Origin of the sequence: Pseudomonas taiwanensis (genome assembly GCF_013393345.1) — a bacterium.
Lineage (GTDB): Bacteria > Pseudomonadota > Gammaproteobacteria > Pseudomonadales > Pseudomonadaceae > Metapseudomonas > Metapseudomonas resinovorans_C.
Map to the genome: position 1 here is coordinate 298751 of NZ_QJRF01000040.1, position 17048 is coordinate 315798.

A 17048-nucleotide genomic window follows, 5' to 3' on the forward strand; every position below is an offset into this window, starting at 1 on the left:
GCTCTACCACAGGTAGAAGAACGCGAAGATGAAGACCCAGACCAGGTCCACGAAGTGCCAATACAGCCCGGCGATTTCGACGATCTGGTAGTTCCCGCGTTGCTCGTAGTCCCCACGCAGCACCTTGAAGGCCACGGTGCAGAGATAGATCACGCCCACCGACACGTGCAGTCCGTGGAAGCCGGTGATCATGAAGAAGCAGGCGCCGAATTGCGCCGCACCCATGGGGTTGCCCCAGGGCCGCACGCCTTCGGAAATGAGCTTGCTCCATTCGAATGCCTGCATGCCGACGAAGGTGGCGCCACAGGTTGCGGTGGCCAGCATCAGGGCTGCGCAGCGTACCCGTTCGCGGCGATAGGCGAAGTTCACCGCCATGGCCATGGTGCCGCTGCTGCTGATCAGCACGAAGGTCATGATGGCGATGAGGATCAGGGGAATGCTCGCGCCGCCGATGGTCAGGGCGAAGACTTCGCTCGGATTGGGCCAGGTGGCGGTGGTGCTGATGCGCACCGACATGTATCCAGTGAGGAAGCAGGTGAAGATGAAGGTGTCGCTGAGCAGGAAGATCCACATCATCGCCTTGCCCCAGGGCACCTGCTTGAAGGCATCGCGATCCGAGGACCAATCGCTGGCTATGGTGCGCCAGGTGCTGGGGGCCGCATTTTCCCGTGTAGTCGCCATGGCCTCACCTCAGCCCGCAGAAGGCCGCGATGGCCTGGTAGGTTTCCGGGGTGCTGGTGAGCAGCGCGAAAAGCACCAGCCACAGCCCCAGCAGGTAGTGCCAGTAGAACGCACACAACGCCATGCCGGTCCGTAGCCGTTCGCTCGGGGCGGGGCGCAACATGCGTAGCCCGACCATCGCCCAGGCCACTAAGCCACCGGCCAGGTGCACCCCATGCAGGCCGGTCAGCAGATAGAAGAAGCTGTTGGCCGGATTGCCTGAAACGAAGTACCCAAAGGCGGCGAATTGTTGCCAGACCCAGAGTTGGCCCGCCAGGAATGCCACGGCAAAGGCACCGCCGAGGAGGAACGCCAGACCCGCGGTGCTCGCCTGGTTGCGTTCCCCAGCGACCTTGGCCCATTGCAGACAGCCGCTGCCGAGTGCCAGCAGCGCTGTATTCACCCAGAGCATCCACGGATGGGCCAACGGTGCCAACGGATCGGTCAGCGGACGCCAGTCCGAAACCTGGGAGCGGATGATGAAGGCCAGCAGGAACAGCAGAAACAGCGCCGTCACCACGCCCAGGAACACCGCCAGGCCGACTTTCGCGGTGCGGTAGCGTTGCTGTATCGACGCCTCGGGGCCATGGGCGTCGCCCGGACTCCAACCACCGGGCTCGGCACCGCCTGCGTGTTTCCAGAGTTGCGTGCTCATGGCCGTTTCTCCACGGGCGCCGGCTTGCCTTGCGCCTCTCGCATGCGCTGCAGTTCTTCCTCCGAGACGGTCTGCGGCACGAAGTCCTGCTCGATGCCCGGCACGCTGTAGTCATAGGCCCAGCGGTGCACCACCGGCAGTTTCTCCCGCCAGTTGCCATGCACCGGAGGCGTGTCCGGTGTCTGCCATTCGAGGCTGGCAGCCTTCCACGGGTTGCCGCCGGCGGGTCGTCCCTTGAAGGTGCTCCAAGCCAGGTTGAACAGGAACAGCAGTTGCGATGTGCCCACGATGAGCGCGGCGACAGTGATGAAGGCATTCAGGTCCTGGGCGGACTGCGGGATGAAGGCGTAGTCCGGGTAGGCGTAGTAACGCCGCGGCATCCCCAGGAAGCCCAGGTAGTGCATGGGGAAGAAAATGGCGTAGGTGCCGAGGAAAGTGATCCAGAAGTGCAGCTTGCCAAGCGTGTCGTTCAGCATCCTGCCGGTGATCTTCGGGAACCAGTGATAGATGGAACCGAAGACGACCAGCACTGGCGCCACGCCCATCACCATGTGGAAGTGCGCCACCACGAAGTAGGTGTCCGACAGCGGGATGTCGACGATCACGTTGCCGAGGAAGAGCCCGGTCAGGCCGCCCACCAGGAAGGTCACGATGAACGCCAGGGCGAAGAGCATCGGCACGGTCAGGTGGATGTCGCCATGCCAGAGCGTCAGCGTCCAGTTGTAGACCTTGAGGGCGGTAGGTACGGCGATGACCAGGGTGGTGACAGCGAAGAAGAAGCCGAAATACGGGTTCATCCCGCTGACGTACATGTGGTGCGCCCAGACCACGAAGCTCAGCACGCCGATGGCGATGATGGCCCAGACCATCATCCGGTAGCCGAAGATATTCTTCCGCGCATGGGTGCTGATCAGGTCGGAAACCAGGCCGAAGGCCGGCAGCGCGACGATATACACCTCGGGGTGGCCGAAGAACCAGAACAGGTGCTGGAAGAGGATCGGGCTTCCACCCTGGTGATCCAGTTGCTGGCCCATGGAGATCACCGCCGGCATGAAGAAGCTGGTGCCCAGCAAGCGGTCGAAGAGCATCATCACCGCGCTGACGAACAGTGCCGGGAAGGCCAGCAGCGCGAGGATCGAGGCCATGAAGATGCCCCACACCGTGAGCGGCATGCGAAACAGCGTCATGCCGTGGGTACGTGCCTGCAGCACCGTGGTCACGTAGTTCAGGCCGCCCATGGTGGCGGCGACGATGAAGATCGCCAGGGACACCAGCATCAGCACGATGCCCCACTCCATGCCCGGCGTGCCTCCGGTGATCGCCTGCGGTGGATAGAGCGTCCAGCCCGCCCCGGTGGGGCCGCCCGGGACGAAGAAGCTGGCCAGCAGCACCAGCACTGCCAGCAGATAGAACCAGAAACTGAGCATGTTGACGTACGGGAAGACCATGTCCCGCGCGCCGACCATCAGCGGGATCAGGTAGTTGCCGAAACCACCAAGGAACAGCGCCGTCAGCAGGTAGATCACCATGATCATTCCGTGCATGGTCATCGCCTGGTAATAGGCGCTCGGGTCCATGAATTCCAGGCTGCCGGGGAAGCCGATCTGCATGCGCATCAGCCCGGACAACACCAGCGCGACCACGCCGACGAAAATCGCGGTCAGGGAGTACTGGACGGCAATGACCTTATGGTCCTGGCTCCAGATGTAGCGGAAAAAGAAGCTGCTGGGTTCGTGCAGCACATCAGCTTCGGCATGTTCGACGTAAGCCATCGGATCTCCTCCGGTAACGAGTCGGAGTCCTTCTGGAGCTACGGCGCCTGTTCCTGCCTTGCGGCGTCGGGATTCGCCCTGGACTTGATGAAGGCGATCACTGCATTCAGTTCCTGGTCGCTGAGCTTGAAGACCGGCATGACCGGCGCGTAGCCCTTGACCAGTGAAGCTTCAGGTTTGAGCACGGACTCCCTGAGATAAGCGTCGTCCGCCTTCACCTTGCGGTCGTCGGCAAGCGTCTGCTCCTTGCCGTACAGACCCTGCCATGTGGGGCCTATGCCCTTGCTGCCGTCGAGGCTGTGACAGGCCAGGCAACCGAGCGACTGGGCCACTTGCTGCCCCTGTTCGGCGGTATCGCCACCCTCGCCTGTAGCACCAGCTTCGCCCTGCTCTTTCTGTCCGGCCGCGCTCAATGACTTGATGAAGGCCACCAGGGCGGCCAGCTCATCCTGGCTGAAAGTATAGGGCACCATCACCGGCGGAAAGCCCTGCACCAGGCGGGCCTTGGGATCGAGAATGGACTCCTTCAGATACGCCTCGTCCACCTTCACGCTGCTGCCATCCGCCAGCTTTTCATCACGGCCGTAGAGCTCCTTCCACCCCGGCCCCAGGCTCGCACTGCCGTCCTGGCTGTGACAGGCGCGGCAGCCGTGGGTTTCCGCCAGCTGGCGACCGGTCTCGAGCAGATTGTCCTGGCTGGGTTTGCTGGCAGCGGCCAGGGTATCGGCAAAGGTCGGCTGGCCCGCTAGCCATTGCTGGAAGATGTCGGGCGGCTCGACCAGCAGCATCCCGCGCATATTGAAATGCCCGACGCCGCAGAACTCCGCACAGAGGATTTCGTACTTGCCGAGTACCGTCGGGGTGAACCAGAAGTGCGACACCATCCCCGGGACCATGTCCATCTTTCCGCGTATCTGCGGGATGTAGAAGTTGTGCAGTACATCCTTCGAGCGCAGCAGCACCTTCACCGGGCGGTCCAGCGGCAGGCGCACCTCGTTGTTCCTGATCAGCACATCGTCCTGGCCGTTGGGGTCCTTCGGGTCCAGACCCAGCGGATTGCCCGCGTCGACCCACTTCACATCGGCACGGCCGAGCTGGCCGTCCTTTCCGGGAAAGCGATAGGCCCACTGCCACTGCTGGGCGACCACTTCCAGCGGATAGGCATCCTTGGGCACCTGGACGAAATCGCTGTAGACCACCAGACCCGGCGCCAGCATGCCGATGATGCCAATCGAGGTGGCGACGATGAGCCACCACTCCAGCTTGTGGCTCTCCGGCTCGTACTTGGCGCGGCGACCCTCGCGATGACGAAAACGGATGATGGCCACCGCCATGAAGCCGACGATGGCGATGAAGAACACACCGGAGATGATCAACGTGATGAGCAGCGTGGTGTCGATGGAGCCCCAGTTGGAAGCAGCCGGGGTCAGGTGCCAGGGCGCCAGGAGATGGAACAGCACGGACGCGACAACGATGATGATCAGGATGATTGCTATCGCCATGTGCCCGTCGCCTCGTTCCTGATGCTCGCGCACGTTGGCTGTGTGCGACGGTCATCGGTGCAGCAAATCGCTTTCCGGCTCCCGGTATGGCCGGAAGCTCGGCCTCTGTTCCCCCAGTGGCTGATTTCGTCGGAAGTATAGTCGCTGGCGGCGGGCTGCCCGGTCCGCTGCACACACTGCTTCAAGGCGGCATGGGATTACACTTCGGCAACGATGGAATGGGTGCGCTGAACCCATGGCCTTCATCCATCGGAAGACCGTTCATACCTTTTTCAGAAAAGAGGCTTGCTCGTGGAGAACGATCGTTCTACCATCTTTCACATGGACAGCAAATCAACTACCGATGTCAGAGATAAACTTCTCGAAACCGCCGAAGACCTGATTTACAGGAACGGTATCAATGCCACTGGCATGGACCTTCTGGTCAAGACTTCCGGAGTTTCGCGAAAGAGTATCTATAAATACTTCGGAACCAAGGACGAATTGGTAGCAGAGGTATTGAGACAGCGCGACGAGCGCTGGATGAACTGGTTCAGAAACGAAGTCGAAAAGGTCGAAACGCCCGAAGCACAGTTGCTGCAGATGTTCAGCGTGCTCAAGGGCTGGTTCGAGTCGGATGGCTTCAGGGGCTGCGCCTTCATCAATACCGCAGGTGAAACGGGTGACCCTCAGGACCCCGTTCGCCAGGTTGCCAAGGAGCACAAAGAAAAGTTGCTCGATTTCGTTCTCGGGATTTGCCAGCAATATGGAGCCGTCGATGCGGACGCCCTGGCCAGGCAGTTATTAGTCCTGATCGACGGAGCCATTACCGTTGCCCATGTACTCGGTGATAACAACTCGGCAGATACTGCGCGGCAAGTAGCGCAAACACTGTTGGGTAAATAGGAAGTTATCGAGCGGGCAACTTCAAACTTTGAACCTTCTATTTGTATTGGAGACTATCCATGTCCTCTAACGCTGAAGTTCGTCCGCCGCTTCCCCCTTTCACCCGTGATTCGGCCATCCTGAAAGTGCGCCTGGCCGAGGATGGCTGGAACAGCCGCGATCCGGAGAAGGTCTCCCTCGCCTATACCCTGGATACCAAGTGGCGCAACCGCGCGGAGTTCGCCTTCAACCGCGCCGACGCCAAGGCCTTCCTCACCCGCAAGTGGGTCAAGGAACACGAGTACCGGCTGATCAAGGAACTCTGGGCCCACTCCGACACCCGCATCGCCGTGCGCTATGCCTACGAGTGGCATGACGACTCGGGCAACTGGTTCCGCTCCTACGGCAACGAGAACTGGGAGTTCGACGAGAACGGCCTGATGTTCAACCGCTACGCCTGCATCAACGACCTGCCCATCAAGGAAACCGAGCGCAAATTCCGCTGGCCCCTGGGCCGTCGCCCTGACGACCATCCGGGCCTGTCCGAACTCGGTCTCTGATCTCACCACTACTGACGCGGCGCCCCTCCGGTGCCGCGTCTCATCATCGATGCCATCTATGCGTGGCACGCAGGACTCAGCGTTTTCTCGTACGCCTCATAAATGGCGTCGATGACCCGGTCATCAATAGCGATTGGACGTAACGCCCGCCGCAGCCTTAGCTTTCGCTTCTCGAACAGCCCGGCGTCCCTATCCGATGATCGTCCGCCCCAAACCCAACCTGCTGATAATCCTCACCGCGCTGAAGGGCTCCATCGCGCGGCACATTGCCCTGCGCACATTGCTGATCACCCTGCTCGCCTGCCTCATCGTGGTCGTCGAGCGCCTGCATCCGGGCTGGTTCACCCGCATCAATGCCATGCCCTTCACACTGCTCGGGCTGTCGTTGTCGATCTTCCTGAGCTTTCGCAACAACGCCTGCTACGACCGTTGGTGGGAAGGCCGCAAGGCCTGGGGTCAGATCATCATCGAAGTCCGCTCCTTCGTCCGCCAGAGCGTGGCGATCAGTGATGCGGCCCTGCGCGAGACCGTGCTGCGCGAGTTGTGCGGATTTGCCCACGCGCTCAATGCACGACTGCGCGGTGAAGATGAACAGGCTGCGGCGCGTCCCTGGCTCAGCGAGGAGCCAAGCGCCTATGGGCTCAACACCAGCGACGGCATCCTGCGGAAGATCGGCGGCCAATGCGCGCGGCTGGCCAGCCAGGGCGAGCTCAATGAGTGGCGCTACACCCTGCTGGAAACGCGCCTGTCCGGCCTCAGCTCCGCTCAGGCCACCTGCGAACGGATCAAGACCACGCCGCTGCCCTTCCCCTATACCCTGCTGCTCCACCGCACCAGCTACATCTTCTGCCTGCTGCTGCCCTTCGCCATGGCCGGAACCCTGGGCTGGCTGACGCCGATCATCACCATCATCGTCGCCTACACCTTCTTCGGCCTGGATGCCATCGGCGACCAGCTCGAAGACCCGTTCGGACGGGACGAGAACGACCTCGCCACGGACTCGATGGTGCGCGCCCTGGAGCGGGAAATCCTCGATGCGCTAGGCCAGCGCGACCTGCCGCCGCCGCTGGAGCCCGTCGATTACGTGTTGACCTGAGCCCGGTATCCGATGGCCGGTGACGGCTACACAGGCAACCGATCCATGGCTGGCTAGTCTTGGCAGACGTCCCTGCATGCGAGGAGTCCGCTCATGGCCAACCTTCCCAATATCCTGCTGGTCCACGGTGCCTGGGGTGATGCCTCGCACTGGCGTGAACTGATTCCGCTGCTGCTGGATGCCGGGTACCCGGTCAGGGCCGTGCAGAATCCGCTAACGTCCCTGGCCGACGACGTGGCGCGCACCCGCAAGCTGGCCGAATCCCTCGGCGGACCGACGCTGCTGGTGGGACATTCCTACGGCGGAGCGGTGATCTCGGGGGCTGGACACGCGGCCAACGTGGTCGGCCTGGTATTCGTCGCCGCCTTCGCGCCAGATGAGGGGGACAGCCTGGGTGGCATCTTCGCCCGCGCCGAACCGCCCCAAGGTGCCGGTGGTATCCGTCCCGATCCGGAGGGTTTCCTCTGGTTGGCGGGCGACAGCTTCCACGCCAATTTCTGCGCCGACCTGCCCGAGCGAGACGCCCAGGTCATGGCGGTCACCCAGAAACCCATTGCCGCGCGTTGTTTCGAAGACAAGGCTGGAGCGCCGGCCTGGCGCGACAAGCCCAGTTGGTATCAGGTGTCATCGGGTGACCACATGATCCCGCCGGCCACTCAGGCCTGGATGGCCGAGCGCATCCAGGCCAGGAAGACCATCACCCTGGATGCCAGCCATGCGTCGCTGGCATCGCGTCCCAGGGAAATATTCGCGTTGATCGAGGAAGCGGTGAAATCGCTGTAGCCGCGTTTCACCCCTTCATCGGCGCATTCGGATTGTCGATCGCATAGAGGTAACAGTCCGCCATGCTGTGATCACCGGCAAAGCTGCTGTAGCTGGCGGTGAAGGTCACCGCCTGGCCCAGGTGCTGGTAGACCCAGGAATCGGTCACGCCCGGCGGGACCTCGGGTACCAGGTCGCTGTCGTTGACGACACGGTACGTGGGGATGTTCAGGCCGTTGTAATAGGCGGCGAAGTTGGGGTCGACCACGCGCGGGCTGGCGAAGTTGTAATGCTGCAGCGGCTGGTCCGGCCATTGGGTATGCAGGTCGAGCACCGCCAGGCTGGACAGTGCGCTGCCCAGGCTGTGGCCGCAGACCCAGAGGTCACCACCCGGCTGCAGGACATCCAGTGCTTGCAGTGCCTGGTCGCGCAGGGAGGTGTAGAGCTTCAGGAAGCCCGCGTGGACCTGGCCTATACCCGACTGCCAGGGGTACGCAACCTGCTTCGCCTCCAGATCATCCACCCAGTCCTGCGCCGACTCGGTCCCGCGAAACACCAGGTACACCGCACCGCTGGGGTCGCTCGCGGCAAAGCCGAAGGGCTCAGACTCATTGATGTACTTCAGCTCGCTGAGGATGCTCCAGACCGGCGCGGAAAAGCTCCACCCGCTCATGCTCGGCGCCTGCCAGTTGAAGTCAGAAGGCTTGCGCGGTTTGTCCTGCTGCAACCATTGCTCGTACTGGTCGTAGGCTGCTTCCACCAGGTTGGCGCATTGCAGCGCCTGGGCCAGGGAAAACGCCGAGGGGAAATACATGGGAAGACTGGGCATGCTGGCCTCCTTGCCGATGAGATGTGGGGTTCCACTCTAGCCCAAGCCCGGCTTGCGTACAGTGGGTCGGTCCGCTTTTCCGTTTGATTGCCTGAGGCGTCTTTACTCCTGTGTAAATCCCAATAAGCTCGCTTGAGCTATTGAGCAGGATTCACCAATGAAACCCGTCTCCGCCGCGGACCTGAATATCTTTCTAAGCATCGCCGCCCACCTCAGCTTCAGCCGTGCAGCTGTCGAACTCGGGCTTTCCCCTTCAGCCCTCAGCCACGCCCTGCGCGCCCTGGAAGAGCGGCTGGGGGTGCGCCTGTTCAACCGCACCACCCGCAGCGTCGCCCTCACCGAGGCCGGCGAACGCCTGTACGCCCGCATCAAACCGGCCTTCCGCGATATCGACGACGCCCTGGAGGACCTCAACCAGTTCCGCGACACGCCGTCCGGTACCCTGCGCATCAGTGCCGGCCGCGCTGCTGCGCAACTGGTACTGCTGCCGCTGGCGAGTCGTTTTCTGGCGGCGTACCCGGATGTGACCCTGGAAGTCTCCGCCGATGATGCGCTGGTGGATGTGGTCTCCGCCGGCTACGACGCGGGCGTGCGCTTCGGCGAGCGGCTGGAGGCCGATATGGTGTCCCTGCCCATCGGGCCCTACATGCGTTCGGTGGTGGTGGCGTCACCGGACTTCTTCGAACACCATCCCGTGCCACGCAAACCCGAGGACCTCCACGGTCTGCCCTGCATCCGCCATCGATTTCCCAGCGGCAACTTCTACCGCTGGGAGTTCGAGCGCGGCGCCATGCAACTGGAGATCGAAGTGGACGGCCCCCTCACCCTCGGCGACGTCGGTCTGATGGTCGGCCCGGCGTTGCAAGGCGTTGGGCTGGCTTACGTGTTCGAAGAGATGGTGGCCGAGTACATCGCTGAAGGACGTCTCGTGCAGGTACTGGAAGACTGGTGCCCCTACTACTCCGGCCTGCACCTCTATTACCCCAGCCGGCGCCAGGTACCGGCGGTGCTCAAGGCCTTCATCGAGTTCGCGCGGGCGGCGCGGCAATCCTGATGGTGCGAAACAGAGAGGCCGAGCCCGGAGGCTCGGCCTTCTGCAAATCGATCAGTCCGTAGGGTGGAAATCGCTTTTCATTTCCACCATTCGATCCCACCCCAGCCACCGATGGTGGACCGGTGAAACGTGGTCCACCCTACACGGCTACATGACATCCGCCGATCAGCGCAACGGCTGGCCCTTCATTTCCGGCATGCGGATGTAGACCACCAGGCTCACCAGGCTCACCGCCACCAGGTAGATCCAGAACAGATGTCCGTAACCGGCGCCCGAGATGGCGGTCATGATGTACGGCGAGGTGCCGCCGAACAGGGTGACCGACAATGCATAGGGCAAGGCGATGCCGGTGACCCGCACCTCAGCCGGGAACTGCTCGGCCATGGTCACGGCCGAGGCGGCGCCGAAGCCGGTCATGATCACCATGGAGACAGTCTGCAGCAGGGCCACTTCCGCCAGGCTGATGCCCTGGTACAGCAGGCCGAAACTCGGCCAGGCCCAGAGGATCGACGCGGCGGCGAAGGCGATCAGCATCGGCCGGCGACCAATGCGGTCAGCCAGCATCCCGGCCAGCGGCAGCAACAGCAGCGACACACCCACGGCGAAGACCCCGGCCAGCAGCGTTTCGCGGATCGGCATGCCGGTCACCAGATGAACCTGCGAGGGGTAGCTCACCATCCACACGTAATTGAGCAGGTTGCCCGCCATGGCCACGCCGATCACTCGCAGCACGTCCTTGCGGTGCTTGGTGAAGATGTCGCGGATCGGACGTTTCTCGACCGCCGCCTTCGCCACGCGGGACTTGAATACCTCTGTCTCCTTCACCGACAGACGAATCCAGAGGGTCAGCACGCCCATCAGCGCAGCGATGACGAACGCCACGCGCCAACCCCAGTCTTCCAGGGCCGTATCACTGCCCACCGAAGCCAGCACCACGCCGAGCAGGAAGGACACCAGGGTGCCGGCGTTGATTGCGAACCACTGCCAGGAGCCAGCGAAGGCGCGACGATTGGAGGGCGCGGACTCGATCAGGAAGGCCGACGCGGAACCGAACTCACCACCGGCGGAGAAGCCCTGGGTCAGGCGCGCCAGAATCAGGATGATCGGTGCCGCGATGCCGATGCTTTCGTAGTTGGGGCAGAGGCCGATCACCAGCGAGGCCACCGACATCAGCAAGATCGACAGGGTCAGGCCCTTCTTGCGGCCGTAGCGGTCGGCGAACACGCCGAGCACCGCGCCGCCGATGGGCCGCATGAGGAAACCGACGGCGAATACGGCCAGCACCGAGAGCAGCGCGGTCAGGCTGTTGCCCGCCGGGAAGAACTGCTTGGCGAGGATGGACGAGAAGGTGGCGTAGATCACCCAGTCGGTGTACTCGACTATGGTGCCCAGCGTGGCGGCCACGATGGCCTTCTTCTCGGTGCGCGTCAGTTTGTGGCCTTCGGCGGCCGTGGCGGCTGGGCTGATATCCGGCATGAGACCACCAATCGCACTATTGTCGTTATGCATTGCATCGCTCCCGTGAGCACACTTTTTGTTGTTGATCGCCCGAAGGCGTTCTCTTCTGGTTAGCGAGCAAGATGCAGCGCCACGAAGGGCCGGTGAAGCGAGATTTCCGCGCTGTTCGCTTGAGTTAAACGCAAGCTACAGCGCAGGGGCGGCGCCCGGTGCAGGCCAGGTGACGCTTGATATTTTTTCAAACCACGGAAGCTGAAAACTCCTTTGAAGGCACAGCGCCGAATGCCCAACCTGCCCCCAACGCCCGAGTCGACAAACAAGAACTGCACCCACTCATGATCCGGGCCTTGAACTGAGGAGACTCGAAGCATGTTCCTGAAAGTTGAGAGCTACATCGGTGGACGCTGCCTGGCGCCGGCTGGTGGTCGCTACGTCGACAAATTCGACCCGCGCACCAGCGAGAAGCTGGGCGAAGTCGCCAACAGCGGCCCCGAGGACGTGGAGCTCGCCATCCAGTCCGCCCAGGACGCGCTGCCCGCCTGGCGTGACATGCGCCCTTCCGAACGTGGCCGCATCCTGATCGAGCTGGCGCGCATCGTGCGCCGTAGCGAAGACCGCCTGGGCAAGCTGGAGAGCGCCGAGACCGGCAAGCCCGGCCGCGAGATGGCCACGCTCATGGACCTCACCGCGCAGTACTTTGAGTTCTATGCCGGGCTGGTCAACGCCATGGACGGGGAAGTGATCAACCAGGGCCCGAACTACCACGTCTACACCCGCCGCGACCCATTCGGCGTGATCGGCGCCATCCTGCCCTGGAACGCCCCGCTGCATCAGGCCGCGCGGGCTATCGCCCCGGCCCTGGCCACCGGCAACACCGTGGTCGCCAAGCCTTCCGAGCACACCTCCGCATCGCTGGTGGAACTGGCGCGCATTGCCGTGGAAGAAGCCGGCCTGCCTGCCGGCGTGTTCAACGTGATCGTCGGCAAGGGCAGCGTCATCGGCCCGGTGATGGCCCGCCACCCGCTGATGCGCAAGATCTCCTTCACCGGCGGCATCACGGCGGGCCAGGAGCTGGGCCGCATCGCCGCCGAACGCATCCTGCCGTTGACCCTGGAACTGGGTGGCAAGTCGGCCAATATCGTCTTCGACGACGCCGACCTCGACGCCGCCGCCAAGGGCGCCACCACCGCCTTCACCTGGAACAGCGGCCAATGGTGCTGCGCCGGCACCCGCCTGCTGGTGCAGAAAAACGTCCATGACCGCTTCGTCGAGAAGCTGGTGAGCGAAGTCGCCGCCCTGCGTGTAGGCCCGGACTTCGACTCCACCTCCGGGCCCATCACCACGAAAGCACAGTTCGAGAAGATCCAGAGCTACTTCGAGATCGCCGCGCGCGAGGGCCTGAAACCGGCCATCGGCGGCAAGGTGGCCAGCGGCGAAAACCTGGGCAAGGGCTGGTACATCGAGCCCACCGTCTACACCGGCGTGACCAACGACATGACCCTGGCCCGGGAAGAAATCTTCGGCCCCATCCTCTGCGTCATTCCCTTCAAGGACGAGGCCGATGCCCTGCGTATCGCCAATGACAGCGAGTTCGGCCTGGGCGCCGGCATCTGGAGCCGCGACATCGGCCGCGTGCATCGCATGGCCGCAGGCCTGGAGGCCGGGCGCATCGTCGTCAACGAGTACAGCGGCGGCTTCGTCCAGACTCCGTGCGGCGGCTTCAAGCAAAGCGGCTATGGCCGCGAGCAAGGCATCGACGCCCTTTCCCACTACACCCAGTTGAAGTCGGTGATCATCCGGCTCTGAAGTCAACCCTGTTCAGAACAAACCCCGCATCACGCGGGGTTTTGTTTATCGATGCTTTTGTAGGGTGGATGACGCTCCTTTCATCCACCAGCGGTGCCCGGCTCACCCGTGAATGGTGGAAGTGAAGAGCGGCTTCCACCCTACATAAATTTCAACTCCGGCCTCGTGCGGGGCATTGCTTTTCGTAGAGTGGATGACGCTCCTCTCATCCACCAGCGATGCCCAGCTCACCCGCGAATGGTGGATGTGAAGAGCGACTTCCACCCTACATCGACAATTGAATCCGAACTCACATCACCACAGCGGCACGGTATAGGTCACGATCAGCCGGTTCTCATCGATATCCGGGCCGAAGTTGCTGCGCACCGTCGCGTTGCGCCATTTGAGACCGAGGTTCTTCAGCGGTCCTCCTTGCACCACATAAGCGATGTCGGTATCCCGCTCCCACTCCTTGCCCTCCTCCACTCGCCCGTTCACTTCCACGCCGTCGCCCGAAAGATAGCGGGTCATGAAGGTCAGTCCGGGTACGCCCAGCGAGGCGAAGTCAAAGTCATAGCGAGCCTGCCAGGAGTGTTCGTCTTCGTTGCCGAAGTCGTTCACCTGCACCAGGTTCACGAGGTAGCCGTCGGCGCCGCTGACGTAGGCAAAACCGGTGTCGCCCGACATGCGCTGGTAGCCGAGCCCCAGGGCATGGGGGCCGCGTTTGTAGGTGAACATTGCCCCCAACGCGCGGTTGTCGACGTTACTGCCGCCGTCGTCCTGGCTTTTCGCCCAGCGCAGGTCCGACCTGATGGAGCCGGCCTCGCCCAGGTCGAGCAGGTGGCCGAGGGTGAAGTAGTGCTGGCGGTAGATGCCGTCCAGCGCGCCGTAGTGATAGGAGGTGGTGAGGGCCGGCGTCCATTTGTACGTGGCGCCGGCGAAGTCCAGCGCATCGCTGGTCTTGTGGCGGCCCAGGACGATGTTCCGCGCCCCGCCATTGAACACCTGCATGTCCTCGTTATCGGAGGAGTTGCGCAGGTTTACCCGGTCGATCCGGCCCAGGTCCAGGCTGAGGTCCTGGACTTCCGCGCTGCTCAGCCAGGCACCCCGGAAGGTCTGCGGCAGCAGGCGACTGTCGTTCGACAGCGCAATGGGCAGCTTGGGCTGCAGGGTGCCAACCTTCAGCAGGCTTTGGGACGCGCGCAACTTGGCGGTCAGCCCCAGCTCACCGTACTCGTCCTGGGCCCGATTGGGCTTTTCGCGATCGGATTGCAGCAGGCCGGTGCCGGTGCGGACCGGGCTGGAATCGAGCTTCACGCCGAGCAGGCCCAGTGCGTCGACCCCGACGCCGACCGGCCCCTCGGTAAAGCCCGATTCGTAACGCAGCAGGAATCCCTGCGCCCATTCCTCGGCCTTGCTCTGCGGCGCGCTGTCCTGGCGGAAGTCACGGTTGAAGTAGAAGTTGCGTAGCTCCAGGCTGGCCCTGGAATCCTTGATGAAATCGGCGCTGGCGGTGCCGTTGGCACCCAGGGTCAGACCGAAGAGCGCAAACAGGGTTTGCGGACCCATGCGAGTGGTCCGGTTGGGAGTGGTCATGGAGCGGCTCTCTCTTGTTGTTGTGGTACGTCCGGAGCCGATGCTAGGAACCCGCCGGAGGCCGCGACAAACGATTAAAACAGGCCTTTCGCTTGAGATTTACTCAATCAGAACTAGAGTAAGATTCCGCGCCATTTCACCTCTCAGACAAGAAGATCCGGAACATGGACAGACTGCCGCCACTCAACGCCGTGCGGGCTTTCGAGGCCGTCGCCCGGCACCTCAGCATCACCCTTGCCGCCGATGAATTGAACGTTACGCCCGGTGCCGTTTCGCGGCAGATTCGCGCACTGGAGGAATACATGGAGCAGCCGCTGTTCCTCCGTGGGCACCGGCAGATCACCCTCACTCCAGCGGGTGAGCAGTACTTCAAGGCAGTGGCGCGGATCATCGAGGAACTGCGCAGCGCCACCCGCAAGCTCAAGCGCCCGGCCAAGCGCCGGCAGATCAAGGTGCGCGCCTATACCACCTTCGCCATGCAATGGCTGATTCCCCGACTGGCCAGCTTCCATCAGGAAAATCCCAAGATCGAGGTGCTGCTGACCGCCTCTCTGGACCCGGTGGACTTCCACAAGGAAGACCTGGACGCTGCCATCCGCCTTGGCAACGGCGACTGGCCCAACTGCAATTGCCATGTCCTCAGCGACAACATCCTCGCCCCGGTGTGCAGCCCCACTCTGCTCGACATCGGCCCCGGCCTGCAGGAGCCGGCGGATGTGGCCGAGTACACCATGCTGCATTCCATTGCGCGGCCTGACGACTGGAGCCACTGGTTGCAGGCCGCAGGCGTGGGCAGCGCGGTGGATGCGCGGGCCGGCATGACCTACCAGAGTTCGTCGATGGCCTATGCGGCGGCCACCGGCGGCCAGGGCATCGCCATTGCCCAGCTGTTCCTGGTCGAGAAGGAATTGCGCGAAGGCACGCTGGTGCGCCCATTCCCACAGACCGTCGACATGGGCGCCTACACCTATTACCTGCTCACGCCGAGACACCGGCCGGAAAGCGAGGACATGTCCACCTTCCGCCTCTGGTTGCTGGAGCAGGCACGCCAGACCCGTCAGGCCGCTTGAGCTTTCCTCAACGCTCCCAGGCTCAAAAGTGCTTTGTCCGCGTCGCTCGCGGCTTTCTAGGATGGCCCTCTTCACCCGAACAGGGGTGAAGACCCATCCGTTGAACTGGAGCGACAAGAATGAACGAGAGCATCGGTTTCATCGGCCTCGGCGCCATGGGCCAGAGAATGGCGCGTCACCTGCTCGACCATGGCTTCGGCCTGGAACTCTGCGACAGCAACCCCCAAGCCCTCGAACCCCTGCTGCAACGCGGCGCCCGCAGTCACGCCACACCACGAGCGGTGGCCGATGCCGCGCAAATCGTGCTGGTCTGCGTGCCGACGCCGGAGATTGTCGAACAGGTCGTGCTGGGCGAGAACGGCGTGATCCACGGCGAGAGCGTGCGCGTGCTGGCGGACCATTCCACCACCGGCCCGAGCGTCGCCCGCCGCCTAGACCAGGCACTCAACACGCGCGGCATCGCCACCCTCGACGCCCCACTGGCCGGCGGCGTGGCCGGTGCCGAAGCCGGCACCCTGTCGGTGATGGTGGGCGGCCCCGCAGAGGCCTATGCGCGCTGCCAGCCGGTGTTCGCTGCGTTCGGCCGCAAGGTGGTTCACCTCGGAGACACGCCCGGCCTCGGCCAGAGCCTCAAGCTGGTGAACAACATGATCGTCGGCGCCACTCTGGTCGCCACCAGCGAGGCGCTGCTGTTCGGCATCAAGGCCGGCCTCGAACCAGGGCTGATGCTGGACATCCTCAACGTCAGCACGGCGCGCAGCTACACCAGCGAACAGATCCTGGCCGGGACCGTACTCAAGCGCGAGTTCGACTTCGGCTTCCGCCTCGACCTGATGCGCAAGGACATCCGCCTGTTCCTGGCCGAGGCCGAAGCCAACGGAACGCCCGCACTGACCTGTGCCGTGGTCAAGCAGCTCTTCGACCAGGCCATCAACAGCGGCGAGCCGACCCGTGACATGACCCATGTGGTGCAGGTGCTGGAAGGCTTGGCCGGGGCAAGCATCGAGTAACGATCAACCGGTAGGAGCCAGCTTGCTGGCGAAGCTCCTGAGCTGACCTTTCGCGAGCAAGCTCGCTCCTACACAAAGCCTCGAACCATCACCGTGCATAGCGGTGCCGCAGAGGATGGATGTAGGAGCCAGCTTGCTGGCGAACCTCTTGAGCGGACCTTTCGCGAGCAAGCTCGCTCCTACACAAAGCCCCGAACCATCGCCGTGCGTAGCGGTGCCGTAGAGGATGGATGTAGGAGCCAGCTTGCTGGCGAAGCTCCTGAGCTGACCTTTCGCGAGCAAGCTCGCTCCTACACAAAGCCTCGAACCATCGCC

At 63.1% G+C, this 17048-nt stretch carries 15 protein-coding genes; 8 read left to right on the forward strand and 7 right to left on the reverse strand.

What is annotated here, in order from left to right; all coding sequences use genetic code 11:
* Positions 1–3 precede the first annotated feature (3 nt).
* From DM872_RS07350 to DM872_RS07365, 4 genes are read right to left on the reverse strand one after another with little or no spacing between them, the layout of a single operon-like run.
* The gene (locus DM872_RS07350) at positions 4–681 is read right to left on the reverse strand and encodes a heme-copper oxidase subunit III family protein (protein ID WP_179058843.1); all 678 of its coding nucleotides are present in this window, start codon (positions 679–681) and stop codon (positions 4–6) included.
* Positions 682–685: 4 nt separating this feature from the next.
* The gene (locus DM872_RS07355; RefSeq protein ID WP_179058844.1) at positions 686–1375 is read right to left on the reverse strand and encodes a cytochrome c oxidase subunit 3; all 690 of its coding nucleotides are present in this window, start codon (positions 1373–1375) and stop codon (positions 686–688) included.
* A complete protein-coding gene (ctaD, locus tag DM872_RS07360; protein WP_179058845.1) occupies positions 1372–3147 on the reverse strand; it encodes a cytochrome c oxidase subunit I in 1776 nt (591 codons plus the stop codon). Before ctaD ends, DM872_RS07355 begins: the two co-directional genes overlap by 4 nt.
* 38 nt (positions 3148–3185) lie before the next feature.
* On the reverse strand, positions 3186–4649 hold the full coding sequence (locus tag DM872_RS07365; RefSeq protein WP_179058846.1) for a cytochrome c oxidase subunit II: 1464 nt from the start codon (positions 4647–4649) through the stop codon (positions 3186–3188).
* A 321-nt stretch (positions 4650–4970) separates the two neighbouring features.
* Here DM872_RS07365 and DM872_RS07370 point away from each other — a divergent pair, with 321 nt between their 5' ends.
* The 4 genes from DM872_RS07370 (at position 4971) to DM872_RS07385 (ending at position 7952) form a co-directional block, all read left to right on the forward strand.
* Positions 4971–5534 carry a TetR/AcrR family transcriptional regulator gene (locus DM872_RS07370; protein WP_179058914.1) on the forward strand — a complete coding sequence of 188 codons (564 nt, stop codon included), beginning with the start codon at positions 4971–4973 and terminating at the stop codon, positions 5532–5534.
* A 59-nt stretch (positions 5535–5593) separates the two neighbouring features.
* Complete coding sequence (locus DM872_RS07375) at positions 5594–6073, forward strand: nuclear transport factor 2 family protein (protein WP_179058847.1); 480 nt, start codon at positions 5594–5596, stop codon at positions 6071–6073.
* 196 nt (positions 6074–6269) lie between these two features.
* On the forward strand, positions 6270–7169 hold the full coding sequence (locus DM872_RS07380) for a bestrophin family protein (RefSeq protein WP_179058848.1): 900 nt from the start codon (positions 6270–6272) through the stop codon (positions 7167–7169).
* Positions 7170–7262: 93 nt separating this feature from the next.
* Entirely contained in the window at positions 7263–7952 is a 690-nt protein-coding gene (locus tag DM872_RS07385; protein WP_179058849.1) for an alpha/beta hydrolase, read from the forward strand.
* A gap of 7 nt (positions 7953–7959) precedes the next feature.
* On the opposite strand, the gene DM872_RS07390 is transcribed toward DM872_RS07385, so the two are convergent.
* Positions 7960–8760, reverse strand: coding sequence for a lipase family protein (locus DM872_RS07390; protein WP_179058850.1), 801 nt, complete (start codon positions 8758–8760; stop codon positions 7960–7962).
* 157 nt (positions 8761–8917) lie between these two features.
* Between DM872_RS07390 and DM872_RS07395 the strand changes: the two genes are divergently transcribed.
* Complete coding sequence (locus tag DM872_RS07395; RefSeq protein ID WP_179058851.1) at positions 8918–9814, forward strand: LysR family transcriptional regulator; 897 nt, start codon at positions 8918–8920, stop codon at positions 9812–9814.
* 165 nt (positions 9815–9979) lie between these two features.
* Here DM872_RS07395 and DM872_RS07400 read toward each other — a convergent pair whose 3' ends face one another.
* Complete coding sequence (locus DM872_RS07400) at positions 9980–11323, reverse strand: MFS transporter (RefSeq protein WP_179058852.1); 1344 nt, start codon at positions 11321–11323, stop codon at positions 9980–9982.
* A gap of 318 nt (positions 11324–11641) precedes the next feature.
* Here DM872_RS07400 and DM872_RS07405 point away from each other — a divergent pair, with 318 nt between their 5' ends.
* Complete coding sequence (locus DM872_RS07405) at positions 11642–13078, forward strand: aldehyde dehydrogenase family protein (protein WP_179058853.1); 1437 nt, start codon at positions 11642–11644, stop codon at positions 13076–13078.
* A 294-nt stretch (positions 13079–13372) separates the two neighbouring features.
* Here DM872_RS07405 and DM872_RS07410 read toward each other — a convergent pair whose 3' ends face one another.
* Positions 13373–14626: an OprD family porin gene (locus DM872_RS07410; protein WP_218649138.1), complete on the reverse strand. Its 1254-nt coding sequence runs from the start codon at positions 14624–14626 to the stop codon at positions 13373–13375.
* 191 nt (positions 14627–14817) lie between these two features.
* Between DM872_RS07410 and gcvA the strand changes: the two genes are divergently transcribed.
* Together gcvA and DM872_RS07420 are read left to right on the forward strand one after the other, a co-directional pair.
* The gene (gcvA, locus tag DM872_RS07415) at positions 14818–15723 is read left to right on the forward strand and encodes a transcriptional regulator GcvA (protein WP_179058855.1); all 906 of its coding nucleotides are present in this window, start codon (positions 14818–14820) and stop codon (positions 15721–15723) included.
* 119 nt (positions 15724–15842) lie between these two features.
* Complete coding sequence (locus tag DM872_RS07420) at positions 15843–16733, forward strand: NAD(P)-dependent oxidoreductase (protein WP_179058856.1); 891 nt, start codon at positions 15843–15845, stop codon at positions 16731–16733.
* The last annotated feature ends 315 nt before the right edge of the window (positions 16734–17048 follow it).